Annotated in this window: 23 protein-coding genes; 3 read left to right on the forward strand and 20 right to left on the reverse strand. The window is 37.7% G+C overall.

The features are described 5' to 3' along the window. Nucleotides 1-8 precede the first annotated feature (8 nt). The 11 genes from IWB18_RS06620 to IWB18_RS06670 form a co-directional block, all read right to left on the reverse strand. The gene (locus tag IWB18_RS06620) at nt 9-1,877 is read right to left on the reverse strand and encodes an NADH-ubiquinone oxidoreductase-F iron-sulfur binding region domain-containing protein (RefSeq protein ID WP_195682828.1); all 1,869 of its coding nucleotides are present in this window, start codon (nt 1,875-1,877) and stop codon (nt 9-11) included. Beyond that, a complete protein-coding gene (locus IWB18_RS06625; RefSeq protein WP_225877788.1) occupies nt 1,846-2,379 on the reverse strand; it encodes an NADH-quinone oxidoreductase subunit NuoE family protein in 534 nt (177 codons plus the stop codon). Before IWB18_RS06625 ends, IWB18_RS06620 begins: the two co-directional genes overlap by 32 nt. A gap of 216 nt (nt 2,380-2,595) precedes the next feature. Then, nucleotides 2,596-3,738: a SpoIIE family protein phosphatase gene (locus tag IWB18_RS06630; protein WP_195682830.1), complete on the reverse strand. Its 1,143-nt coding sequence runs from the start codon at nt 3,736-3,738 to the stop codon at nt 2,596-2,598. 23 nt (nt 3,739-3,761) lie between these two features. Continuing rightward, a complete protein-coding gene (locus tag IWB18_RS06635) occupies nt 3,762-5,450 on the reverse strand; it encodes a [Fe-Fe] hydrogenase large subunit C-terminal domain-containing protein (protein WP_195682831.1) in 1,689 nt (562 codons plus the stop codon). Between the two features lie 213 nt (nt 5,451-5,663). Continuing rightward, nucleotides 5,664-6,767 carry a flagellin N-terminal helical domain-containing protein gene (locus IWB18_RS06640; RefSeq protein ID WP_195682832.1) on the reverse strand — a complete coding sequence of 368 codons (1,104 nt, stop codon included), beginning with the start codon at nt 6,765-6,767 and terminating at the stop codon, nt 5,664-5,666. 357 nt (nt 6,768-7,124) lie between these two features. Next, entirely contained in the window at nt 7,125-7,571 is a 447-nt protein-coding gene (locus tag IWB18_RS06645) for an SRPBCC family protein (protein WP_195682833.1), read from the reverse strand. A gap of 214 nt (nt 7,572-7,785) precedes the next feature. Beyond that, complete coding sequence (locus IWB18_RS06650; protein ID WP_195682834.1) at nt 7,786-8,118, reverse strand: CGGC domain-containing protein; 333 nt, start codon at nt 8,116-8,118, stop codon at nt 7,786-7,788. Between the two features lie 321 nt (nt 8,119-8,439). Then, nucleotides 8,440-9,708 carry an MFS transporter gene (locus IWB18_RS06655; protein ID WP_195682835.1) on the reverse strand — a complete coding sequence of 423 codons (1,269 nt, stop codon included), beginning with the start codon at nt 9,706-9,708 and terminating at the stop codon, nt 8,440-8,442. Nucleotides 9,709-9,800: 92 nt separating this feature from the next. Next, nucleotides 9,801-11,360 carry a BCCT family transporter gene (locus tag IWB18_RS06660; protein WP_195682836.1) on the reverse strand — a complete coding sequence of 520 codons (1,560 nt, stop codon included), beginning with the start codon at nt 11,358-11,360 and terminating at the stop codon, nt 9,801-9,803. Nucleotides 11,361-11,502: 142 nt separating this feature from the next. Beyond that, a complete protein-coding gene (locus IWB18_RS06665) occupies nt 11,503-12,906 on the reverse strand; it encodes a trimethylamine methyltransferase family protein (RefSeq protein ID WP_225877789.1) in 1,404 nt (467 codons plus the stop codon). A gap of 257 nt (nt 12,907-13,163) precedes the next feature. Further along, nucleotides 13,164-14,567: a sigma-54 interaction domain-containing protein gene (locus IWB18_RS06670; protein WP_195682838.1), complete on the reverse strand. Its 1,404-nt coding sequence runs from the start codon at nt 14,565-14,567 to the stop codon at nt 13,164-13,166. 347 nt (nt 14,568-14,914) lie between these two features. Between IWB18_RS06670 and IWB18_RS06675 the strand changes: the two genes are divergently transcribed. Then, on the forward strand, nt 14,915-15,700 hold the full coding sequence (locus IWB18_RS06675) for a DUF305 domain-containing protein (RefSeq protein ID WP_195682839.1): 786 nt from the start codon (nt 14,915-14,917) through the stop codon (nt 15,698-15,700). A gap of 203 nt (nt 15,701-15,903) precedes the next feature. Here IWB18_RS06675 and IWB18_RS06680 read toward each other — a convergent pair whose 3' ends face one another. The 3 genes from IWB18_RS06680 to IWB18_RS06690 all read right to left on the reverse strand — a co-directional run bounded on the left by IWB18_RS06680 (nt 15,904) and on the right by IWB18_RS06690 (nt 18,995). Next, the gene (locus IWB18_RS06680) at nt 15,904-17,097 is read right to left on the reverse strand and encodes a GGDEF domain-containing protein (protein ID WP_195682840.1); all 1,194 of its coding nucleotides are present in this window, start codon (nt 17,095-17,097) and stop codon (nt 15,904-15,906) included. 423 nt (nt 17,098-17,520) lie between these two features. Beyond that, entirely contained in the window at nt 17,521-18,033 is a 513-nt protein-coding gene (locus tag IWB18_RS06685; RefSeq protein ID WP_195682841.1) for a trigger factor, read from the reverse strand. A 209-nt stretch (nt 18,034-18,242) separates the two neighbouring features. Beyond that, on the reverse strand, nt 18,243-18,995 hold the full coding sequence (locus tag IWB18_RS06690) for a response regulator transcription factor (protein WP_195682842.1): 753 nt from the start codon (nt 18,993-18,995) through the stop codon (nt 18,243-18,245). Between the two features lie 265 nt (nt 18,996-19,260). Here IWB18_RS06690 and IWB18_RS06695 point away from each other — a divergent pair, with 265 nt between their 5' ends. Further along, nucleotides 19,261-19,911 (forward strand): TetR/AcrR family transcriptional regulator, encoded by a 651-nt coding sequence (locus tag IWB18_RS06695; protein WP_195682843.1) that lies wholly within the window; start codon nt 19,261-19,263, stop codon nt 19,909-19,911. A 162-nt stretch (nt 19,912-20,073) separates the two neighbouring features. Here the strand turns inward: IWB18_RS06695 and IWB18_RS06700 are convergent, their stop codons facing one another. The 6 genes from IWB18_RS06700 to IWB18_RS06725 form a co-directional block, all read right to left on the reverse strand. Continuing rightward, nucleotides 20,074-20,898, reverse strand: coding sequence for a 3-methyl-2-oxobutanoate hydroxymethyltransferase (locus tag IWB18_RS06700; protein ID WP_195682844.1), 825 nt, complete (start codon nt 20,896-20,898; stop codon nt 20,074-20,076). A 231-nt stretch (nt 20,899-21,129) separates the two neighbouring features. Further along, nucleotides 21,130-22,377: an MFS transporter gene (locus tag IWB18_RS06705; RefSeq protein ID WP_195682845.1), complete on the reverse strand. Its 1,248-nt coding sequence runs from the start codon at nt 22,375-22,377 to the stop codon at nt 21,130-21,132. A gap of 48 nt (nt 22,378-22,425) precedes the next feature. Beyond that, on the reverse strand, nt 22,426-23,289 hold the full coding sequence (locus IWB18_RS06710) for an SDR family NAD(P)-dependent oxidoreductase (protein ID WP_195682846.1): 864 nt from the start codon (nt 23,287-23,289) through the stop codon (nt 22,426-22,428). Between the two features lie 167 nt (nt 23,290-23,456). Beyond that, nucleotides 23,457-24,314, reverse strand: a complete 858-nt coding sequence (locus IWB18_RS06715; RefSeq protein WP_195682847.1) for an SDR family oxidoreductase — start codon at nt 24,312-24,314, stop codon at nt 23,457-23,459. A 196-nt stretch (nt 24,315-24,510) separates the two neighbouring features. After that, nucleotides 24,511-24,750 (reverse strand): hypothetical protein, encoded by a 240-nt coding sequence (locus tag IWB18_RS06720; protein WP_195682848.1) that lies wholly within the window; start codon nt 24,748-24,750, stop codon nt 24,511-24,513. Nucleotides 24,751-24,800: 50 nt separating this feature from the next. Next, the gene (locus tag IWB18_RS06725; protein ID WP_195682849.1) at nt 24,801-25,655 is read right to left on the reverse strand and encodes an SDR family NAD(P)-dependent oxidoreductase; all 855 of its coding nucleotides are present in this window, start codon (nt 25,653-25,655) and stop codon (nt 24,801-24,803) included. Between the two features lie 278 nt (nt 25,656-25,933). Here IWB18_RS06725 and IWB18_RS12600 point away from each other — a divergent pair, with 278 nt between their 5' ends. Then, nucleotides 25,934-26,068 (forward strand): hypothetical protein, encoded by a 135-nt coding sequence (locus IWB18_RS12600; RefSeq protein WP_269747913.1) that lies wholly within the window; start codon nt 25,934-25,936, stop codon nt 26,066-26,068. Nucleotides 26,069-26,295 lie beyond the last annotated feature (227 nt).

Here is a 26,295-nt window from a genome sequence, read left to right on the forward strand (position 1 = left end):
CGCTCCTCCTATTCTATGACTATCGCATCGTACTTGCATGCGGCAAAACAAGCTCCGCATTTTGTACACAGCGTCTGATCAATACGATGGGCCGGTTTTTGAACCATGCTGATGCAGTTAACAGGGCAAACCTTTACACATGCTCGACAACCGATGCACTTGTCTTCAAGTATCCTATATACACGCATTCCCTTACAACTTCCGGTATCGCATTTGTGGTCGAAGACATGTCGCTCATATTCTTCCTTAAAATATTTCATGGTGCTAAGCACCGGATTTGGCGCAGTCTGTCCCAAGCCACATAATGCCGACAATTTGATATTTTGTCCCAAACTATCCAATTTCACCAAATCCTCCGGTTCTCCTTCACCCTTGGTGATCTTATCTAAAATCTCGTACATTCTCTTGGTTCCAATTCTACAAGGTGTACATTTTCCGCAGGATTCTTCTTGGGTAAACCCAAGGTAGAATTTAGCTATGTTTACCATGCAGTCGGATTCATCCATTACAATCATGCCGCCTGATCCCATCATGGAGCCTATCTCCTTCAAACTGTCATAATCGATTGGTGTATCGAGATTTTCTACAGTGATAACTCCTCCAGAAGGTCCGCCTGTTTGGACGGCTCGGAAATTCTTATCACCAGTTATTCCTCCTCCGATATCGTATATTATCTCTCTAAGAGTTGTCCCCATGGGAACCTCTACCAAGCCCACCTTGTTGACTTTCCCGACCAATGCAAAAACTTTAGTTCCTTTGGATTTTTCCGTGCCAATGCCCGCAAACCAATCAGCGCCGTTCAAAATTATCGGGGGTACATTTGCATATGTCTCTACGTTATTTACAGTTGTCGGTTTTCCCTTATATCCGGCCACAGAAGGAAACGGTGGTTTCTTTGTAGGTTCTCCGCGCACACCTTCTGCAGAGTGGATCAATGCAGTTTCTTCTCCGCAAACAAAAGCACCTGCACCAAGGCGCAATTCAATATCAAAATCAAATCCGCTTCCAAAAATATTTTTGCCAAGCAGTCCCAGTTCTTCCGCTTGCGCCATTGCAGTTTTTAATCTCTCAATGGCTAGTGGATACTCTGCACGAATATATATGAATCCCTTATTTGCCCCTGTTGCATAACCGCCGATGGCCATCGCCTCAAGTACGCTGTGGGGATCACCTTCCAAAATGGAACGATCCATAAATGCGCCCGGATCTCCTTCGTCAGCATTGCAGATGATATATTTTTCCTTGCCAGGCTGGATGGCTGTCGCATGCCATTTATAACCTGTAGGATATCCTCCACCACCGCGTCCTCTGAGACCACTTTTTTTGATTACTTCCAAAACAGCTTCAGGATCTTTTTCTTCCAGGACTTTTCCCAAAGCCTCATAACCTCGATAAGCTATATAATCCATTATATTTTGGGGATCTACAGAACCGCAATTACGAAGTGCAATACGCTGCTGTCGCTTTCCGTCTCTTTTTTCCTTGTCCGCCTTTTCAAATCCGATTTTCAACAATTTGGAATCAAAAACAACTCCATTTACAAGATGGCTTTTTACGATTTCCCCAGCTGCCATTTCGTCCACGTATCCGTAGTAAACAGGAGCCTGGCCTGGAATATTTACTTGAATGGTGGGTTCACAATAACATGAGCCGATACATCCTACGGAATTGACTTTAACGTCTGTCAGACCGTTTTCTTTCAGTGCCTTCTCCAAGGCAGCAATGGTCTTTTTTGCTCCTGCAGCTATACCACATGTCGCCATTCCTACTAATATTTCAGGCTTGGCTTCTACTGCATCTCCAGTTTCGCGCAACTTATAAATGGATTCATTGTTGGCTTTCGCCTCATATAACTGACTCAGAGTGCTGATTTTCATTTTGCTCCTCCTTCCGATACTCATCAAGGATTTCTTTTACACTTTCAACTGTCAAATGTCCGTATACCTTGTCGTCGATCATGGCTACCGGTGCCAAACCGCAAGCTCCTATGCATCGAACATCTTTGATCGTAAAAAGACCGTCTTTGGATGTTTCTCCTGATTTCACTCCAAGCTCATTGCAAAATGTCTCCAAAATCTGTTCGGATCCTTTAACGAAGCATGCAGTTCCCATGCACATGCTTATGGTGTGCTTTCCTCTTGGTTCTTGAGTGAAATACGAATAAAAACTTACAACTCCAAAAACTTTAGCAGCAGGTATGTCCAATCGTTTTGAAATATAGAGTTGAACTTCCAAAGACAGGTATCCGAAGATTTCTTGAGCCTTATGCAATATATGAATCAATAAGCCCTCTTTATCCTCCAAGCTGTCTATGAAGGCATCCAACTCCACAAGTTTCTCCTTCGGCAACTTTACTTTTGCCAACTTGCTTCTTTCCATCGTCCACATTCCTTTCTTTTTAAAATATTGAGCCAAGTTATAATGTTAGTTTTTTAACATATTTTGTCGGGTAAAAAAAGCTCCAAGGAGATCTTTCTCTAATAAAAGACTTTCCTTGGAAGTCATTTGTTACAACTATAATAAACACTAACTCAAACTTTGTCAATAAATAAATAATAATTTCAATAATTATTACTATATTAAATTTTCATGACATCAATAATAGTACACTGTCACGATTTTTCCCAACTCCTTTAATTTAGTTTCCAGCTTTTTGACGATCATATGCCGCGGCATAACTCCTATCTCTTTAAAAGATAAAGCGACGTGGGCGTTATTGTAGGCATTACCAACTAAAAACGTTATATCATCTGCCTTTCGCAATAAGGACGATATCCGTTCTACCACGGAAAATTCATTTTTTTCGTCGAATTTTTCATCCAAAATATTATATACCCTGTTTAGGACCAATGCTCCTTCACTTACAACATCTATGCCTTCAATATTGTATTCAGGCACAGACCCATAAAAGTGCCTTCTTTCTTTTTTTTCAACCGACCTTCCAAGTTCTCGTGCTACCAAGTCAGCCGTTGAAGAACCACAAACAACTTTCCAACCCGCTAATTGTGTACCTTTAATCACAAACTCCCGGTCTTTTGACATGGAAGAGGGCGGTCCTGTCATTACCACCATAGAATTTTTCGGACGTGAATTTAAAAGGGCAAGGGTAGTGTCATCTTCCCAATATCCTCCGCTTTTTTCCTTGACCAGTTTCAATATTCCATCACATATATCATCATGGCCTTTATTGTGATCCAGCATATGGTTTACTGATTCGCATATCCGCTTTTCTCCTATGCCCATTATATAACCTCTTCCCATGCCTGCCTGGGATGCTCCATCTGAAAAAATCAAGATGCCATCTCCATTCTCAAGTGCCCCCGAAGTTTCCATGACAAACTCCTGGTCTGCTTTCAAAGCAATCATTGCAGGAAGATAAGCAAGGCTGTCCTTAATTACGATGGGAACTGGAGATTCGTATGTATGTATGGTATAGTGTCCATCTTTCAGGATCTTGACAAGAGTAAACGCAGCAAAAGGAAATGCCTCCGTACGGGCTTTATGCATTGAGCTTGCCACCATGCAACTGGCCGATTGAGCAGACATCCCGTTTTTTACATGGGTCAACAGTCGATTTCCGCAGGCGATAGCTGCAATATTAGCATATATCCCGGATCCGATCCCATCGCATAAAATTGCTGTAGTGTATTCTGCCGTCCGTTCCATAAGAACAACATCGCCACAGACATTTTTGTTGTCCTTGATTTGTTGGCGAATCGTACTTTGTATATAATTCAATGCAACTTCTCCCCTTCCCCTGTTTATTCGAACAGATTCATCAACCGCTGCAGCATCTCCTCGCTTTTAGCAGTACTTTCACCCAGGTAGTGGGCAAGTTCCTGGGAAAATCCTATTTGGTGATTTAATAGTTCTTTCGCATTTTCCAAGGTCTGCTTCTTTATCACATCCAGCTGTCTCTCATCAAATTTGATCTTTGACAAATCGATGTAGATGCCCACGTATTGATTCTCTTCCGGTAAAAAGTAAGAAATTTCCTGGTACTTTACCCCGTACTTGGAATTAATGCATTCATGTCGGGGTTCTGATCCCTCTATCATTTTCTCGTATCCGTAAGCATCTAAAAGGTAGGATATCCTTTTATCCAGCAAAGCATTATTACAAAGAAACATTTTCTTAAAAGCCGGATTCATGTGAATGATATGTAGATTTTGATCTAAAATGACGATTCCGTTTGGACTGGTTTCCATTATTTTATCTGTCTTTTGTGTAGCCAGCCTTCTCATATATGGCATGCACATTTCAGGTTGAGCCATACCTTTTGCCATGGCAATTGCGCTTTCGCGACAAGTCTTATATCCGCAGGCACCACAGTTAAGCTGAAGATCAGCAGAGGCTTTTCCGGTTTTATCTAAAATGTCGGCTATGACTTCCTCAGATACGTATCCGTAATATGTCTGGGGATATTCTTCATAAAAACCCGTCTCACAGGTAACTGTCCGGTCTATGTCCTCAATGGAATTCTCACCCTGGATTTTTGCATAGGAAATAATATCCTGTTTTCGCAAAAACAAATTCTTTTCAGAAGGAAATCCCGCACCGTTTATGCACCCTCCTGTACAAAAGAGAGGTTCCACGTACTTGTATGGCCACTGTTCGACCGGCATGTCAAACAAGGCCAGCACTTCATCTGCACCGCTGATATGAAGTACGTTTTCGTCTGTGCTGTCCAAAGAAAGATTCCCTGTTTTCAACATTCCGCCCTGTAATGGAAATAGCCTTGCTTCACTTAAAGTTCCGTGGCTTTCAAAGGCTTCTTCCTCTATTCCATCGAAATTGATTTTTTCATCTTCCATCCACTGTAAAAGTTCTTCAAATGTTAATACCCCATCTACTGCATCTAGATTTTCTTCCCGCAAAGCTTCCTGTTTTTTTGCAGAGCAGGGCCCTATAAAAACAACTTTGCAGTTTTCCCCAAGTCTTTTTTTGAGCATACGACCGTGTGCGACCATGGGAGAAACTACGGGGATCATTTGATTACGATACTGTGGTCGATACTTTTCTATGTAATTGACGACTGCAGGACAGGCCGTACAGATGCTTCCCTTGGCATTTTTGTTAAAAGACTCCTCAGTGATTCTCTTAGCTCCTTCAGCTGTTTCAGAAACATATGAAAATCCCAGATTCTTAAGAGCACCTGGTAATTTAAGCCACTGTTCTCTGGGGAAAAAAGCTGCAAAAGAAGGGGCCAGGCTAACAGCTACCTTATTATCTGCAACCATTTCTTTTACATCTTCCAGACTTCTGCGAATCAATTTTGCATGTTGTGGACACTCACGAACACAGGTTCCGCATCCTATGCACAGATCCCGTTCCACCGAAGCCTGGCCATCATGAACCCTGATTGCCTTAACAGGGCATACACGAACACAGCGATAACAGTCGTGACAGTTGGCTGTCAGCGTATAAACGATTCCTTTGCCATTATCCATAATACTTGCTCCTCTATCTACGAATTGTTGTTTATAGGTTTATTCTACATCAAGCAAAGGTATAATCCAATTAATTAATTAAATATTTAACAATCTTTTATTAAGCAACGCTCCGCAAACAAAAAGAACCGTCCCCGGTGTTTGAAAAAAAAGCACGAATCCGGGAATAAACCCAAATCCGTGCTTCTGTGTATATTTGATTCAATTTTTGTATTATCCAAGAAGTTGAAGTACACCTTGTGGCATTTGATTTGCCTGTGCAAGCATTGCAGTAGATGCTTGGTTAAGGATGTTGTTTTTAGTGAATTCCATCATCTCTTTAGCCATGTCTACGTCTCTGATTCTTGATTCTGCTGCAGTTAGGTTTTCAGCTGAAGCTGTCAAGTTGTTTATTGTATGATCTAATCTATTTTGCCATGCACCTAATTTAGATCTTTGTGTTGAAACTTTATTTATAGCACTGTCAATTGCATTAATTGCTAACTCTGCATCATCGTGAGATGAAACTGAAATTGAATCTACTCCTAATGCCGTTGAATCCATACTGTCAATGCTAACAGCTAGTTTCTGATTTGAATTGGCTCCAATCTGAATATTTTGATCATCTTTAGTAGCATCTGTTATAATTGTTCCAAATGATGCTACTGTATCTAAATCTGCACCATCCATCCCTATGCTAATTCCCATTTTATCAAAGTTTAGAGTACCAGTAAAACTAGCCGGACTAGCTAATCCTGATAACACTTGTACATTTCCTGAAGTATCAGTTAAAGATACCTCACCTGATGCTTCTACTGCAAGTGTGTATGTTTCTCCAGCTTTTGCCCCAGAAATATTTGTACTCGTTACACCAGCTGTGCCAACAGCTATTGTTCCAGTTCCAGCATCTTTTACACCAAAAGATCCATCCAACAAGGCTTTTCCATTGAATTGAGTTGTTCCAGCTATTCTATCTAGCTCTTCATTCAATTGATTGATTTCAGTTGAAATTGCATCTCTATCTTCAGTTGAGTTAGTATCATTTGCTGCTTGTACTGCAAGTTCCCTCATTCTATTAAGAATAGAGTGTGTTTCGCTTAATGCTCCTTCAGCAGTTTGGATCAAGCTGATTCCGTCTTGTGCATTTCTTACTGCTTGATTAAGTCCACCGATTTGGCCTCTCATCTTTTCAGATATTGCCAGACCTGCTGCATCGTCTCCTGCTCTGTTGATTCTTAGTCCAGAAGATAATTTCTCCAAAGATTTTGATTGTGCACTTTGAGCGCTTGACAACCTTGAATACGTGTTCATTGCTGAAATGTTGTTATTGATTCTCATTTTAATTTCCTCCTTGAAATTTTGTATTGGCATCCTTGCCTTTTAAGTATGGAAGATGTCGGCCGACATTTCTTCTTTTACTCTTGTTATCAATATCGGCGGAATTTAAAAAAGTTTAATAGGCTAATTAAATTATTTATCATTTCATAGTAAGTACAACTCTACTATTCAAGTTTCCCATCAATATAATAAACAAACCGCATCAGCAACGCGATGCGGCGTAATTTGTTATAATAGTATGGTCGATTTACTTTAACACAACTATTAGGAAGCATTTATTCAGCAAGTAATGCATTATTACTGGTAACAAACGAAGCTTTATACAATCAGATGATTTTTGTTGATATTTAAGTGATTTTATGCGGATTCGCAAATCGCTTTAAGATTTTCCAATGTGGCAACAGTTGCATTCTCCTGGATCTTCTCGATAATCAATATATCGGCAATCCTGCCCAAGATGCTTCCAGGCACAGTATATTCGATATCAACATCTACTTCGGTCCCACCATCTTTCGCTATGTATGTAAAAGTTTGTTTTCCAGATAATGGTCCTTCAAACGTTCCCATCCAGACATGTTTCTCCGGGCTTTGAGTATTTTCTATGACTTCAACTTTCATGGGCAAGTGCATGCCGAGCATTGTATATTTAAATTCTCCAACGGTTCCGGCTTCACCTTCACCTACTAGATTTTCCGGATCTGACAAATGTGCGTACCAGTGTCCCCACTCCTTGGGATTCGTGCCATATTTAGCCACCTTCTCCATTGGCGCATTGATAAAAATACTTTTCTTTAAATTAGACACAGGAAAAATCTCCTTTCAATTTCAGGGTTCATCAAAATCGACGGACCCATAAAACACACAAAATCGACCACACCATAATCAACACTTCTTTGCTTCGTTTATACCCAAATATTAAATTTTATATCAGTAAATCAATTATTGCATCTTAACATCAAAAAATACAACCCTCAAAAATGGTTGCATTTCTATAAAACATCCGATTCTTTTAAATGCTTCAATGAGTGTAGTCGATCAGATTTATTGATTCTCCAATTTTCTTTTCTATGGCGGCTTTCATTTGTTCTGCGTGTGGGCAAGCAAACCCAATGGGATTCCCCTTTGTTATACAAGAGGCTAGAACTATGGTGTCCGCACCACGTTTAACCATCTCGGCCGCTCTAGTTACCGCTTTCTTGCCGGGACATCCGCCACAGGTATTAACTCCAATTACCTCAATATCTTCTTCAACACCTTCAAAAGCTAACTTTTTTAAGTTCATAACTTTGAAGCATGTTGTTGCAGGACACATATCCTCTGTCTGCAAACATCTTATCAATCCAACTTTCATATTTACCTCCCTGTATTCTCAAAAAGTATTTAAGCTATTGTTCAAGTCATTTTTATTTTTCGCAATGTTAACTTCAAACGTTTCATGCAGTTCGCAAATTCAAAAATTCTGATTTGCAAAAGTTTTATGCCAAGCCTATACTGTTCTGATTAAATCAACATTTATAATATACTATATTGGAAAGATGTACAACCGTGAAAATCGACGTCTGTTGTCATAAATTTTTATCACTTGATCATTGATGCAACCAGCGCATTCTATCCATAAAAAAACTTGAGAAGAATGCGTTAACATTCACCTCAAGCCTTTTAATAATACGTTTTAACTTTCTTCACTAAGCTCCTGAATTGCGAATTGTCTTTTTTTTCGAACCATCCTGAAGGATATCAATGCCAATAAGATACCGATTACCGCAACAACAGCGTTGTAGTTGAAGATCATTTGATATGAATCATTCCCATGCTGATCGATCCAATTCCCCCACATGGTATGAACAAAAAAATCTGGAGAATAACCAATGAGAGTTACCAGCGCGAGAGCGGTACCACTTACATTTGCAGGAATCTGCAATTCTGTCAAAAGAGAGTAACAGGTTACACGTTGAGCATATGCCATTAACGCTAAAACAAACCCCATTATTACTGCCGGTACCGTTGCCCCTTCGGGGATAAGCCCGAACACCAATACTAGTGGAACAAATGCTACCATTGATACTATTTGCCATAAGGCTGAAGATTTCAAGACTTTATCAGCCATGAATCCACCTCCTATCCCTCCGACTCTGCACCCATATTGTCTAAACGTACCGATAAAACTTGCAGTTGCTGCCGATATGCCTATGAAAGAGGTATTATAAGGAGTTAGATATGCCAACAAGTCAAAAATAGTGACACCTACAAACATAAGTAATGCAACGATCCAAACCTCTGGCATCACTAAAGTTTTAACAAAAGATTTTAAATCGATTTTTGAACTTTCCGATAACGCATCTTCATTGTATGTAAGATTTTCATCAAACAAGAACCATACAGCCAATGCCACGATTATACCGATACTTCCCATAGTAGTCAGTGCACCTTTGAATCCTGCAATTTCTGTAACAAACAAGGTCGATATCCAGACCATGAACATGCTCGCCAACAACGATGCAATGCCATTCAAGGCTTCAAAAATCCCGTAAATTCGTCCTTGCTCATCTTTTGTTCCCAGCAATCTTACACCTTTTAACATTGCCGGCCAAAACGCAAAGCCACCTGTAAAACCGGCCGCCCCCCAGACCAGCATTGCAATTGCATAATTTCTAGAAAACATCATGAATACAAAACATAAAAGACCGTTTAATGCAGAGCTAAAAGCCAATATTTTTTTGGGTTTGATCAAGTCTGCCACCCAACCACCAGGTATGTAGGTAATTGAAAGTACTATCGTATAAACTGTAACAAGAAAACCCAGTTGTTCATTGCTAAAACCAGTAGCTGCAATCATCTGGTCATACCATACCCCTTTCATATATGGAAGCAAATACATTGTCCCATAAGCAAAGGCTATGGATGTCAAGGCCAAAAATCGTTTTAGATTATTTTTTTTCATTTCATATCTCCTCATCGATTATTTTATTTGTATCAAATAATTTCTCTATTTTCTTTCACATAAAAACGAAAGGTGGACGACAATCTTGAAAATCATGAGTAATTTTGCGGATAATCTTCCTTCAACCATTTAAAAATTGCTGCGACTAAAAGGATCAACAAAACTGCCGAAGGCAATCCGACAATAATTATTATTGTTTGGATAGCCGCTAATCCGCCACCCAAACGGAGGATTGCCACACCTATCAGTGCTATGGTTACCGCCCATGTAGCACGATTGATTTTCGAAGGCTGCTGGTAATCTTTGATTTCTTTTGAAGCCATGCATCCCATCGTGAAAGATCCTGAATCGATACAAGTTGCCAAAAAGACAAAATACAATAAAATCATAACAATTGAAATAATTTCGTGATACGGCAGGCTGTTCATTGTTTCAACAACCGCCATCGTGGATCCCCGGGTATTATAAATACCAGCCAAATCATATGCTCCAGTCTTTTGTAACTTCAAGCCGTAATTTCCCAGAACCCAAAACACTGACATCGTTCCTATGGATCCGGCGCCAATTATTCCGAATAAAAGTTCTCGAAAGCTCCTTCCCTTTGATACACGTGCAATAAATATCGACATAAATGGTATTTCCACCATCCACCAGCTCCAATAAAATACTGTCCAGTCCCGGGCAAAAGAACCGTTATTAAACACATCTGAATAAGTCGCCATTCTCACAAAATTTGATACAAGCTCACCTGACTGCTCAACAATACTTCTAAGGATATAAAGTGGATCTGATACAAAAAAGACCATTATCAACAGAAGTGCCAAAAGCCACATGTTGATGTCACTGAGAACTTTAATTCCTTTTGTCAAGCCTCGATAAACGCTGCATGTAAAAATCATCGTCCATACTGCCAAGACAGCATATTGCATATAATCATTTGATGGCAGTCCAGTCACGTTACTTATCAATTGTGTCAAAACAGGAACTCCAAATCCCAAGCTTGGACCAAAAGTACAAAATGTGAAAAAAATGGACGCTATATCGATGATTTTGCCAAAAATGCCTTCTGAATTTTTTTTCCCAATAACATCGGACAATACACTTGATATCTGCAGGCGTTTTTTCTTTCTTTTATAAAAACAATAAGATACCACTAAACCCGGCAAGGCAAAAAACGACCAGGCTATAGGTCCCCAATGAAACATTCCGTACGGGATCGAAACAAAATACGCCTCTTCTGAAAAGGGAAGAAATCCAAAAGGGGGATCTGAAATTATTGCCAATGGCTCACAGATCGCCCACATCAATGTTGATGAACCAATTGCTGAAAAATAAATCATAAACAACCAACTGAAGTAACTGAATTCAGGTTTTTCATCGATTTCCGAAAGTTTTATTTTCCCGTATCGTCCAGCCCCTAAGTAAATTGAAATAATCAGGCTGGCCAATCCAATTGCCAGAAAAAACCAATCAAACTTGGTAATTATAAAAACCCTGGCCTTTTCCACTATAGAAAGCGTCGTCTCGGGAAAAACAATACTTACTCCACATACCAGAACAATTATAAACAAAGCTCCTATAAAAATAGTCTTGTCTGTTTTTACATCATATTGATCCTTTTGAACACCTTCAGCTTTAACTTTTTCTATCATACAAAGCACCAACTCCATTCGCTTTCCATAGAATTATTCAATATGTCATCGTGCCGTATGAGGATATCTGAGTTTTTCAAAATTTTAAATAATCCCTGATCCAGTTATCCTCTAAACAAAATTTTGAGACAAATGATAAATGTCATAAAAGAAATTCTTCAGATATATTTTCTCGAATCAATTTTTCTTGAAAAGCTTCCAGTTGATTTGGCATCTGATATTCTGCTACTCTAGTCTTCCACGCCAGTGTCGCCGCTGTGTTTACGCTCTGTGATCCTTGATCGACCCAAACCGAATGTTTTTCGCGATTTGCAAGGTTTGGAAGATAAAAATCTTCCCGATACACTTTGCTTGTTCTTCCCAAATAATTGTCCTTATGTTTGATTTTCATAAGTTTATCCATTTGAAGCCTTTCTTCATTGACCGTTATTCCACTCAGGAAATGACGTGCTATTTTAAAGCACTCTTCATCCAAAATAAATTTTTCATAACCAAGCGCTCCGTAAGAATCAAGGATCCCGGCTACCATGTATACAAATTGTGGTTCTGTCATAAGTCCTCCTAAAGCAATCATGAAGGATTCCATTCCAGACTGGTAGTCATCCTCTTTCGCGTCCGACAAGCAGCCATTGGCTCTGTAAGGCAGACCATAGAATTTGGCAAGCTCTGCCATGGTAAGAAAAGACTGTGCCGTCTCCGCCCCACCGCATGTGCACAAGGAATATCTTAAATCGCATTTCAAAGACGTAAGCTGATATATAATTGGGGTCCCAGGATTTATTAACTGGGACAGGACCACTCCCGCCAATATCTCAACGTTATTTTGCAATACAGTTCCAGCCAACGTTTGGGGTGAAGTCATTCCTTCAAGTCCAACACCAGCCATTACAAGACACTGGCCTCTTTCTGCATAGGCAAATATGGTCTCCAACATTTCCTTATTCCAAGCAAAAGGCGGCATGCTTGTAGCTAGCGTATAAGTCTGACAACTTTCATGGTCATCATTAAAGTCCATGACTAAATCCAGAAACTTTTCACATCGTTCCCTATTCCCATTATGCCCGCCGATGATTTTATCGGAATACTTGAGAGTGGTCAATGTTGTGAATGCCATCTGATCCTTTAAGGGTACGTCGTTTGGTACAACAAGATCTGCATCGATCAAATCGATTATTTCACTGCCTTGATGAAGTTTTACAAAATTCAAGTAATCTTCAGACGTTGCCTGACGATAAACACCACCATCCAACACATTTACAGGCCCCAACGATGATTGAAGCATCATGGGCTGTCCAATTCCCACATTTTGTTTTCGCCCTCTTGATTTAAAAGCAAAATCTTTTGGAGCCAACTCGATCATGTCTTCCACGAAACTTCTTTTCATAAATACAATATTACCCTCAGCGCGACAACCATGTTTTTTAAATAATTCTACTGCTTCATCCAATTCGAAAAGCACACCCTTATTTTCCAATAAGTACATCGTCTTCTCATGAATCAAATCCACATCATCACCGCTGGTAAATAAACTAGAAAAATCTTTCATCATTACCCTCCCATAAATTTATTTTGAGAAATCCCAAATGATCACCAACCCAAAAAGATATAGACCATCCGACAAATCTCTTTAACACCATAATTAGTTGCAAGAATAATGCCAATACTCACACCAGCCTCTTTATCGCATAAATAGGCATTTTTACAAAAAAAGTATTCTTTCGGATTTCATTTCTGAAATATATCCTCAAGAATACTGATATAATAATTTCATATTTAATTTTTTTACACTTTTACAATTTTGTTCTATTTAATATCCTGACAGTACTCATTTACCAATCTAAACGCTTTTGAATGAGTCATACCCAGTTCTTTTGCTACTTTTTTCATATTTCTATGCTTTTTATATGACTCTCTGATCAGGTGCTTTCCAATGCTGTCCAAAATGCGATCGTAGCTTTCATTCGAATTATCTTCAGCCATTGCTACGCTTTCAATTATGAATTCCGGCAGATCTTTGGCAGTAACAGACCCGCCTATTGCCAAAAGAACTGACCTTTCTACCATATTTTTCAGTTGCCTTATGTTCCCGGGCCAGTCATAACTTAAAAAAACAGCGATGGCTTTTGGAGAAAATTCAATGTCCTTTTTATATTTTTCATTAAATTTTTTAAGAAAATATGAAGTTAATGGTAGAATATCTTCTTTTCTTTCCCTTAATGAAGGGATCTCTATATTGATAGTATTCAGTCTCCAATATAAATCCGATCTGAACTTCTTGTCAGCAACCAATTTTCCCAAATCTGAATTCGTCGCTGCAACTATTCGGATATCCACATGTTTCATCTCGTTTCCACCGACAGGAATAAAACGCTTGTTTTCTAAGACGTCCAAAAGTTTTGCCTGCAAACTCGGAGCAAGATCTCCAATCTCATCCAAAAATAAAGTGCCACCATCTGCCAACTCTATAAGTCCAATTTTCCCTTTGTTGCTGGCACCGGTAAAAGCATGCGGCGCATAACCAAATAGTTCAGACTCCAACAGATTTTCAGGGATAGCTGCGCAGTTTATAGCCCAAAACGGATTATCCTCTCTTAAACTGATTTTATGTATATATTCAGCCACAAGTGTTTTACCAACACCTGATTCGCCCGTGAGCAAAATCGAAACATCTGATTTTGCCACCTTTTTTATTGTGTTAAGGATTTTACAAAACACGTAACTCTGAGCGATGATATCATCTTTTTTATCCTCGGATCCATCATGATCTATCCCTGATTTACTAGAAATCTGACCATCGACTTTTCTCCATGTCAAATCGTAATTGACCGGTGGCTCACTTGCTATTGCCACTACCATCTCGATTTCTCCGTCTTCATCAAAAATTGGAGTCAGTACAGAGGAAATATTTTTCCCAATCATGAGATAATTTTGTTCGACAAAAACTGTACGCTTCTCTCTCATACAGAGGTCTAATGCAGAAGGAGTCCACTTTCCCTTTCTGAATGATTCACTGTCTTTACCCACCATTTCTTCAGGTGGTACACCGTAATGTCTCAAGGAATTCGGATTTGCGTATAAAATTTTTCTATCTTTGTCTGTAACGTAAATATCAGAAAAACAATTTTCAAGAATTTTAATGTATACTTCTTTAGGAATAGAATGTAAATAATCCATATACTGTTTGTTGTGATCAAAATTATCTTTCATCGCATTACAACTCCAAATTAGGTCATATTTTATAAAATATTTATTGCTATTTACAAAAACCTACCATATAAAAGTATACCATACCGCATACCTAAAATCTATTATTGACACAAGAATAACACTACATCTGGTTTATATTTCAGTCTCTTATTCAAGCCGCGATCGATCTATTTTTAATACTTTTTCGGATTTTCGATAAAAGGTTGAACTGCCATTTACCAAAGTCAAGATATGAAATACATCATTCTAAGTGAATGGAGTTTTGAAAAGTAGAACCCGCTAAAGTGTAGATATTCCAGGCATGGGTAAAAATATTGGAAACAGAAAAAGATTGGAGGTGGATGAAGTTGAAAAAGAAAATCAACAAAATAGTGATCCTTTTGCTGCTTGTGGTAATGGCCTTTTTCACTCTCGGGATGGGACCGGGTATGATGCGGGGTAATTTTGAATTTGTGGATAGCGAGTATGAATATCTTTTGCATATGATTCCTCATCATGAAGAAGCTGTACGGAATGCGAAAATTTTGCGAGATAACACCGTCCGAAGTGAAATGCAAGATTTTGCTGAGCAAATTATAGAGACGCAACAAGAAGAAATCGATTTGATGAAAGAATGGCTGGAAATATGGTATCCAGATCGACCCCATGAAATAGAATATGAACCTATGATGGGCAATTATGAAGGCTTGACCGGTCAGAAATTGGATGAAAATTTCTTGGAAGACATGATCCCGCATCACATAGAAGCTGTAAGGATGTCCCAACAATTAATTCAACAAGGTCTTGCAGAACACGTCGAAGTGGAAGAATTGGCCATTTCGATTCGATCGAAACAAATGGATGAAATCCACCAGATGAGTGCATGGTTGAACGAATGGTTCAATGAAGACTCAGTAATTTTTGATCGAATGCCCATGCTTTGGAATCAACGGGAGTGGTACTTCTTGCCGTTGATATTGATTGGTGTTGGGATAGTAGCCATTATTGTTGCTATCATACTAATCTTGGGAAACAAAAGAAAGTCTGACCCTTTGAAAAACAATGCGAAAGAATTATTAGACAGACGTTTTGCACAGGGAGAAATTACAGAAGAAGAGTATCTAAGGGCAAAAAATATCTTGGAGGAAAAATAATCGCAAATGGATAAAAGAAGCAAATAAATCAGGAAATTAGAAAGTAACGGCTCAATTATTAAGCCGTTTTTCTATGCATTTCCGGCTGCACTAATTTGTTTCCACAAGAAGTTAACATCAGCAATAGAATTGATAAAAAGATAAAAACCACTTTTTTACCTTGCATCAACAATCACTCCTTTGAGCTCATTTTATGCACTAATTCATAATATTTCAATACGATTACGTCCATTCTGTTTTGCTTTATACAATGATGTATCAGCACTTTTAATCAGTGTACTCATCGTATAATCTTCTTTCATTACTGAACATCCTATGCTAATTGTCAAATTCTCTTTAATTTCATCATATTCTAGGGTTTTATCACCTATAATGTTTATAAGCTTTTGTCCAACCGATTGAGCCACTTGTAAATTTGAATCTTTTAAAATGATGAGAAATTCCTCGCCACCCCATCTTCCTATCGAATCTGTAGCACGAAGACTTTGTTGCAAGAGTCTGGAAACTTCAATTATTACTTGATCTCCAAAGTCGTGTCCATATTCGTCATTAAATCGCTTGAAATGGTCGATGTCAACCATCAAAACTGAAAATAAGCGACCATAGGTTTTATAAATATTTATTTCTTCTTTCAATATATCTTCAATTTTTCCTCTATTATAGATTTTAGTTAAACTGTCCGTATTGGCAAGATGCTGTGTTTTAACTAGAAGATTCTTGGTGTAATCATTAGATCGATCCAATTGGAACAGCAATTTCATATGAATCATTTGGGTTATCGAAAATGTAAGATAAATCATAAGTAATAAACTGCTTGTTATGAGCAGTGACTCACTTTGATGCAAATTACTGTAATCCAGTAAACTGAAATTATTCAAACCAATATACGCTCTCGAACCGTGAATCAGCAAAAGCAGTGTATGCGCTATCGCTACATTAACCGCAAATTTTCTATGTTTTCTGTCCGCTTTATATAAAATAATATAAATTGTGTGAATGAAAACAGGTGAAATCATAACCGTAAAAACTATAAGTCGAATCCTTGTGTCAGGAGAAATTATAGTAAAAAAACTATATAGACAAATAAAAAGTATACTAGTAAAAATATAAGGAACATTTTGTATTTTTATGTTCATAAACTTTCCAACACCAAGTAAAAGTAATATTGCACCAACATACATTAAGGTATTCGCAAGAATGACAGAATAAATCGGTGATATTAGGAATTGAAGGCTTGCTAATGTAAGACCTACAGATTGGAATATAAAATCCAAAAAGACGAAAAAAATACCACTATACTTATCCTTGATTCGATACCAAGCAAGTCCCAATATTAGCGTACATGTATAATTTACAAACATATATATTTGAATTACCGTAAATAAATCAAAGTTCATAAAATAATCCTTTCGTGCTTACGAAATGTCGTATTTGAATTCCAAGAATTTATTTTCTTGTTTTCCCCCTTTTGAAATTCAATTTAAAATGCGTAACAAATTTATTATAACTCAACTCAACTACAGTTTTCCAGTCAAATAAAAAACCAGATCAGCAAACTGATCCGGCGCATGTGAAAATATTAAATTTATAGTAAAATTTGGTGGAATCGGAGCATACAGGGTGGCATTGGAAATAGATAAAGCTAGCCTATTGTCGATCCAACCCAAGTACACCGGACTTTTAAGCAGAAATGAATGGCCTTAATATGTTTTTCATTTAGTCTTGACAAACCAGTTCCTCCTGCTCAGTAATCGAGCTGTCTTTGTGATTTAGTCAAGCATAAATAGATTAGAATAGAAAATTGAAACCTTAATCCAAATCTATATAAATTCTGCATTATCACAAATAAGATCAATCGCTTTATTTATCAATAAATCACCTTTCAACGATTCAAAATTTTCACCGAGAAAATCCTTGACCAAATCAATCGAAATATGCTGACGTTCAGACAAAGCACGGGCTTCTTCTTCGAGCTCCTTTTGTGTCACTTCTAAATTCTCAGCCTTTATAATCTCTTCAAGTATCAATTTTGTTTTTATTAACTTAAAAGCTTCTGCCCTGAATTTAACCAGAAGCTCTTCTAAATCATCTTGTTCTAACTCCATATTCCCTGCATATCCCATACTCTCATACCTCAATCTATGGTTATATTCAACAAGCATCATTTTAACTTCTTCATCAACTTGAGTCTTTGGTACGTCTATATCATTAATTTCTAACACTTTATCAATGACGGCATCCTTCATGATTCTTTCCAATTTTTTCGGTGAAGTCAGCTTTTCAAAACGATCCACTTTAATTCCCTTGTAACTTATTTCAGTAATACTGTCCATGTTTATTTTCTCCTTCTAAAAATTGCATTCTCTCAATCGCAACGTAATTACTTGAACTGTGTTGAATGTTTATAATCGTCCATTAAATTATACTATCTACCAATTGACTGATTCTTCCAGTTGAACAATGCAGCTTCATTCATTAACAAATTTGAAAATCAAAAGACTTAAATTTTTTTATTGCAATAATTTGTTTTGTTTATAATTTACTAAAAATTGTTGACACCTAATATCTTCACTATGAGTTCCTGCCGATTACTAACTTGTAGCTTTGAGTAAATATTAGCTATATGCCGGTATACTGTGTTTTTGCTAATATATAATTCATCACTGATTGTTGAAGGTGCTTGACCACGGGATAAATAGTCGACAATTTCTTGCTCTCTATTTGTTAGCAGGTCAAAAATACTGTTGTTTGCTTTTGAATGTTGAATGTCATTGATATTTTTCACTAGATTCATTGAAAGATTTTGTACATGGGGCTGAATTATGTTTACAATTTCAGTTTCCGTTTCTGAAAAACTAATTTTTCCCGTCCTATCCAACATACATATACAATTAATTGAACTGTCTTCATTATAAAAAATAAAAGCAAGGCTTGATTTGATCCCTTGTGGCCGTATATAATCACGAATGAAATCATCTTCTTCAAAATCATTCCAATTATACAAAGCTTTATGGCTACCCTGTCTATTGGTGGAATTTTTTATTGAATAGCGTTTTGATTTTGAATAATAGTCTACGTATATCCTGCTCCACCATTTATCAACGCCGAACAAAATTTCGTCAATTATTTTGCTAGAATCATTGATAAAATATATTCGGGCTTGATCATAAGCAATTATCTGCTCGATATGTTTTACAGTTTCAGCAAAAAGGTCTTTCGATTGTCTTAAACGTTCGACTTCGAGTAAAAATTTATTGATTTCCATCCAAGGTAATTTGCTATAGTCTTTCTTCATGATTTGAATTCCTTTACTTTTTATTTGCTCATTCAATTAATGAACTCAAGAAAAACAAAGATGCTAATAAGACTTATAAATAATTGCCGGAAAATTTCTGTCAGTTTACATATCAACGCGACTGTAGTTCTATATTGTATATTTGTTTGGTATTATTGTTTTTGACACGTCAAATATACCACGCATTTCGTTATACTGTCAAGGATTATTTTGACATGTCAAAAAACTCTTGCGCTATATAAGATAAACTGATATATTTTTTATTATGGAAAACAATAATAAAAAACATAAGATAATCCTCGAAAATGCAAAAGAAATATTTTATGAATTAGGGTACACTAACGCAACTATGGATAAAATTGCAAAACGTTGCGGTATACAAAAACAGCTTATAACATATTATTTTGCGACGAAATTTAATTTAGGTCAAGAAGTACAAAATGATATCTCAGTCAATATATTGTCTGTTTTTGAAAGAAAAGGCCTAGAGGTAGGAGTAACTAACACACTTATTACAAACGCTGCTTCTGCAGTTTGGACTTCACGGTATTACAAGCAAGATCCTCATGCACATCGTTTTTTTAATGAACTTATTCGATATTTATTATTTAACATCGATTTTATTAGTTCAGAAAAAGCAAGGCACTATCATTTATCAAAGATAGATTTTGACAAAAACAGCATTGAAGGCGAATTAGATTATATAAGTTCTCGTTATGCATCAAGAGGAATTTTGTATCACTATTGTAATGGGGACATAAATGTCGATCAGGATGTTTTTGAAAAATACTATTATTACCAAGTTCTTCGCCCATATCATGCCGATGAATCCTTTTTAGAAAGTTCATACAAAGAAGCAATCGATTTGCTTGACCGGATAACCATTAAAATCAAACCAAACTTTGTGATTGAATAATGACAAACCGCAATTACACATCTACCGTGAATTTCAAGTTTTGTACTCATACATTGCGCGCATTCATATAAAGGCTCTAAACAGCAATTGAATTGCTGTTTAGAGCCTTTTTTCTTTTATTAGATTTTGTATGCTAACGATTATACTATGAGAAGTTAAAAATTAAAATTTTTCAATGGCATCTAGGAATTTTTCCAGTTCTCTATCTTCCATATGAAAGCCATGTTTATCCTCTGGGTAAGCACCTGTACGAACATCATTTGCCCATCCTGCATATGCACCTGCAGCCCACTTGAAAAAATCACCGTAAGCCTTGGCGTGTGAAACAGGTGCCGGCATCATATTAAAGGTATCAAAGTCAACCATCTCACAACCATCAGCAGCACCTCCTGCTGCTATTGATACTACTGGTACACTCAATTTTTTAGCAATAGCATTGGTCACCTCAATTGGTGTAAGCTCAATTGTCATACCCATCATGCCGTTTTCCTGATACTCGTAAGCCATGCGAAATACCTTCATCGCATCTTCAGCAGTCTTGCCTAAACGCTTATAGCCTCCATGTCTGCTTGTCTGCCAGCCCGACAGTGCCCCCACATGACCGAATACCACAAGATGATTGTCAGCCATGTACTTCAAAGTTTCGTTATTAACGCCCATTGGAAGCAGTGAATCAGCACCTTCTGCCATGTACATAGCGCCATACTCCAAAGCTTTTTCCTTCGAAGCAAAAGTCGGAGTCTGCATATAAAAATTGATATGGATCGTCTTCGCAGCGTTTCGAACAGTACGAATCCACCAAGGTGCATTCGCAATTGACATTGCGGTATTCTCTGCTGGTACTGTCAAACGACAAATGTCACAACCTGCCATTTCAGCAGCCATTGTAAAATACTGATCTCGCTGAGCTGGACACATCTGAACAATTGGGGTTCCACTGTCCTTTAACTCCTGTATGTACGCAATTGTTTTACGTCCCTTTTTCATCTTGGACGCTTGTACTTTCTTGTCTTCTTTTTTTACTTCGATTTCTTGATTTTTTTCTGTCATTAATATTCTCTCCTTTTTAATTTATTAAATTCATAAATTTTACAATTTATTCAATTAATGAATTTGATATCATGATATCATTGAATCTCACAGGGTAAAATGCCCAATTTTATGTATTTTAATGCTGGTTCATCCTACCATTTGAGTTCTACAAATGTACATTTTTGATCAAGCTGCTAACTGATCCACTTTTTCATATGCTTTTTTGCCTGAACCCAAGTTTATGAATATTACTGCAACAACAACCATTGCAGCTGCAGTTAAGAAAAATGTATTATAGTTTCCAAATGCGTCAAACAGGAACCCTGCAAATGGCGCTCCGAACATTGCGCCAATATTTTGCGAAACCATTGAGTATCCGATAACACTTGCAGCTTCTTTTCTTCCGAAGAGTCTCGGCAATGTCATGGATCCTATCATGCCTGTCATGGTTTTTAGTCCTAGCAAAACAGCTATGATTGCTCCCCCAACTACCCCTGACAGGAAAGTTGCTCCAACAAATACAATTGCTATCAAAACGCCATAAATTGTAATTGATTTAACAGGGCCAAATTTGTCAACCATGATACCAAATAGTAATGAAAATAGAATAGCGACACCCGATGTAATTCCTGCCAGTGTAGCAGCCATAGTTTCAGAAATACCAATCGTTGTATAAAATGTAGGTGCGTTATTCGTAAAACCTGTACTTGCCAGCGTCATAATAAACAATGAAATGATAATAAACCAGAAATATTGTGTGGAAATGATCTGCTTCACACTTAAAGACTTCTTAGTGCTTGCACCTGCTTGATTTGCTTGTTGGGCCGAAGCTTCTTCAGCTCCTACCGCAGTTAAATCATATTTAGAAGGATGATCCGAAATCAAGAATAATCCACACAGGATCATTATGCTCCCAGAAACGACTCCAACTCCAATTGAAATAACCTGAAAACTCATTTTGTTTAGTAAAATTCCAACAACTATTGGAAAAATCATTCCAGCAATACCCACCCCAACACTAACAAGGCTTAATTTTTTTCCTATGTTTGCTGCATTCCACCAGGTAATGGCAGTCTGGGCTATACCAAATCCACCAACTGTTGTTGTATAACCGAAAACGATTGCACCTATATAAATCAAAACAATATTTGTTGCAGTACCTAGAATTACGAAAAATCCAGCCAACAAAATCCCTGCTGATACTACCAATACCTTTACTGGTATTTTTTTCACCAAAGTTCCAAGTAAAAATGAAGTTACTAATCCACCAATACCTGCAAAAGTGAAAACTAGTGTTATTTCACCCACACCAACTCCTAATTTCATGATGAGCGGTAAAATAAATACAGGAATCGTCACATATGAACCTATTGCAAAAGCTGTCATAATCATAGCGCCTAAAGTTGTATTTCGTGCCCTAGTTATGTTGTCCATTAATATTCCCCCTTTTTAATTACTTTTAATTAAGACCCTGTTATTCAACTATATTCCGCAGCACGCACCTCCATCAGCAATAATTTCGGCACCATGCATATAATCACTGATTTGTGTAGCCATCATAAAGACGACTCTGGCAACATGATCAGGATCACCAATTGGTGGAGATTTAAGAGTCTTTCTAATCTCTAATGCCGCCTCAGTAGCCTGTGTAAGCATAGCACCCGGTGTCATCATCCCTCCTGGGATAACACAGTTTACATTGATTTTAAGTGGCTGTAATGCTCTAACTAACGATTTAGTCAGTGCAATTACTGCTGATTTGGAGGCAACATACTCAAACATAACCGGCCCCGGATCCTCAGACAATCCTGCAACTGAAGCTACGTTTATTATCTTTCCGCCGCGACCTTGCTTTTCCATAACATCCACTACTGCCTGTGTGAAAAACAAAGTTCCATTTAAATTTACGTCCACTATTTCTTTTAATGATTCTTTTGAGATTTCGCTTAGTGTCCTGTGACTCCAAACCGATGCATTGTTAACGAGTATGTCTACACCGCCAAATTCTTCAACAGTAAAATCGACAGCTGCCTTAATTTGTTCAACATTGCTTACATCTGTTTTACAGTACTTGACTTTGTATCCTTTAGATTTTAAAAATTCTAAATTTTTGTCGGCGTATTCATCGGCTACATCAGCAACAACAACGCTCGCTCCTGCTTCGCACAATCTGTTAGCAGCGCAGAATCCCATACCCATAGCACCGCCGCTGACAATTGCGACTTTTCCAGTTAAGTCTAAAAGTTCTTTCATCGGTGTCGCATTTGCTGCCCCAATAATCCTATTGGGCATACCTGTAATATCCAATCCTAACAACTTTTGGTATCCCTCGTGCATAGTGAACATAATTTCCATCCTCCTATTTTATATATTTTCTAAATTTTACTATTATGCAATGTTCTCGTATATAATCAAAATTATGTAATTGTTCATGCACAAAAATTCGAAAATTTCCAAAATGCCAGGCACGTTTTAGTAGTGCATTGAAAAACAGACTAGGCAGTCAAAGCAAACTAATCAATCTGCTTCACCTTTACATTTGCCAATGCCCCACCATCAACAAGAATATCTACCCCTGTAATAAAGCCTGCTTTTTCACTGCAAAGAAATGATAATATTTCACCCATTTCTACTGTTTTTCCCCATCGGCTTTCTATTTGGGCTCCCATTGTACGTTCTTTAGAAACATCAGGAAGGTCCCATATATGTCTCGTCCAATGGGCCCCTGGTGATACTGTAAGAATACGGCTCTTTTTATTTGCAGCAAAACGTTTTGCGTTTCTTTTTGTGTAATGGATTACAAATGCCTTACACAACAAATAAGACATTTGAGATTGTTCCAATTCACTTTTGCCTTGTCCAGAAACCATACCCACAAGCTTTTGTAAGAAGCTATCTTCGTAGCAACTGTCAAATACTCCTGCTATTTTCTCGTCTACTGGTATATAATGCCCAGCAAGAGATCCAAAATTAATCATCACGCCATCTTCCGCTATTACTTCATAGAAAGAATCTGTGATATAAATTGTCCCAATAGAATTTGTTTGAAAGGTAAGTTCCGGACTTGAAACTGGTTGGTCTTCGATATAAGATGTGTGGGGACCAACTCCTGCAATATTGATAACATGTTTGACATCTCCAATGGACGCCGCATATTCTGCAAATTCTTTACAGATTACCTTATCACGCACATCCAAATACATCGTATTGACATCGATGCTTAGAGATTCCAATCTAGCCTTTTGTTTTTCTAGAGCAACCTCATCGAAATCGCCAAGCAAAACAGTCCCCTTCTTGCCTAATTCAATAGCGGCTGCTTCTCCAAATCCACCAGCTCCACCAGTAATTGCAGTTACAACTTTATTGCACATATAAAGTCTTCTCCTTTCACACTCTTTAATTTTCTTAATTACAAAATTTGAATAATATTATTTTCTTACGATCAACTTCTTGAACAGGAATTTTATTTCATCAATAAATAGACATTCTTAAAACTGCCCTTAAATAATTTATAATTGGATGACTAGCGATGAATGGGTACAGAAAAACAGACCTAGACAAGTATTATCATCCAAAGAAATGAATTTTAACCATGTCGAATGTAGCGCCACCCATGATTCTTTCTGTAAGCCCAGCCGTTCCAAAGTCTACAGCTAATAAAGCTCCTGAAATATAAGATGCCATATTGCTATTTAAGAAGACTACAGGCTCAGCCATTTCGGTAGAATTTGCCAGACGACCCGCAAAACCAGTATATTTTAATAGAATATCATCACCGCCAGCTGCAATGCTGAATTCAGCTGTCATTCCAAATTTCCGTTTTTTATTTGCCTGGCCTGTATCAAGAATTCCTGGTTTTATTCTTTGCCAAGATTGATATGAGCACCACCATCTACAATTACATCAGCACCATACATGAAATCAGATATTTTTGTACATAACATGAATACAACGCGTGCCATGTCGTCGGGAGTATTGCTCATTGGCATATTTGTATGCGCCATTTTTGCACGAGTTTCTGGATTCTCCATCCCTTTTACATTCAAGAAGCGTGCACCAATGGTATTCATTGCTCCAGCCAACATCATGTTGACATTGATGCCATATTGTTTCACTTCCCGTGCAAAGGATCTTGCAAATCCCCTTGCTCCTGCTTTTGCAGCAGCGTAGTGGTCGAGAACGCCCAATGGTGGTTCGCAATTTATCGAAGCGTCTGAAAGAATCGGAACAATCTTCCCCCCGTTTCCAAGCTCTTTCATAACTTTTGCCGCACTGCGGCAAGCAATCATTGTACCTGTCAGAACTGTATCAATTGTGTAGTTCCACTCTTCATCTGAAATTCCAAGTGTTGGATAGTAGCTCCAGTATGCTGCACTGTGAACACATATATCGAGTCTGCCGTACTTTTCAACTGCAAAGTTCATAACAGCATCCATGTCTTCTGTTTTTGTAATGTCGCCCTTTTTAAATATAACGTTTTTTCCGCAAAGAGAAATAAGTGATTCCTCCGCATAAGCACCACGTTCTTCATTGATATCAGTCAGCACAACTGAAGCACCAGCCTCTAAAAGTCGTCTGGAAATCAGATACCCAAGAGTGCCTGCGCCGCCTGTAACAACCGCCACCTGACCTTTCAAGTTAATTAGTTCTGCAAATGGTTCTGTTTCATTAGCATATTTAGCAGTCAGATCTAAAAATTTACTTTTCTCCATATAAATAACCTCCTATTATTAAGTTGTTTTGTACACCTAATGTATTACATCAATTTTTGATAAATGATTTTTTTCTTGCAACTTTTAACCTCCTTGACTTTGACTTATAGAAAACGCAATTCACCCTCCCAAATTTATATTTTTTCTACATTTTACTAATATGCGCGATTTGTGTATATAGTTAAAATTATGTAATTGTATTGGCCAGACCCCTTAAAATGTATTTAGATTTAGAGTTGGGGTGATATGATAAAATCACTCTAAAGGATGATGTAAAAATGGGACGAGTAAATTACACAACGGAACAGATCATCATAAAACTTCGGGAGGTTGAAGTTTTGTACAGCCAGGGAAAAACTATTGGAGAAACCGCGAGACAGATTGGCATAGCAGAGCAGACCTATCACCGTTAGCGCAAGAAATACGGAAGCACGACCACCGGCGATGCTAAAAAGTATTGCAAAATTGAAAAAGAGAATGCCAGATTTAAAAAACTAGTAGCTGTGTTGAGTCGATAAAGTCTATATAATGGTGTAAATTCAAAAATTAAAAAAATTGAGCCAAAAGGGTTCAACCTCGGATAAAATAGAGTTGTCGAAAAACCATCAACCCGAGGAGGAAACCCAAATGACTCAGATTA

The organism is Alkalibacter mobilis (assembly GCF_015594845.1).
Classification (GTDB): Bacteria; Bacillota; Clostridia; order Eubacteriales; family Alkalibacteraceae; genus Alkalibacter; species Alkalibacter mobilis.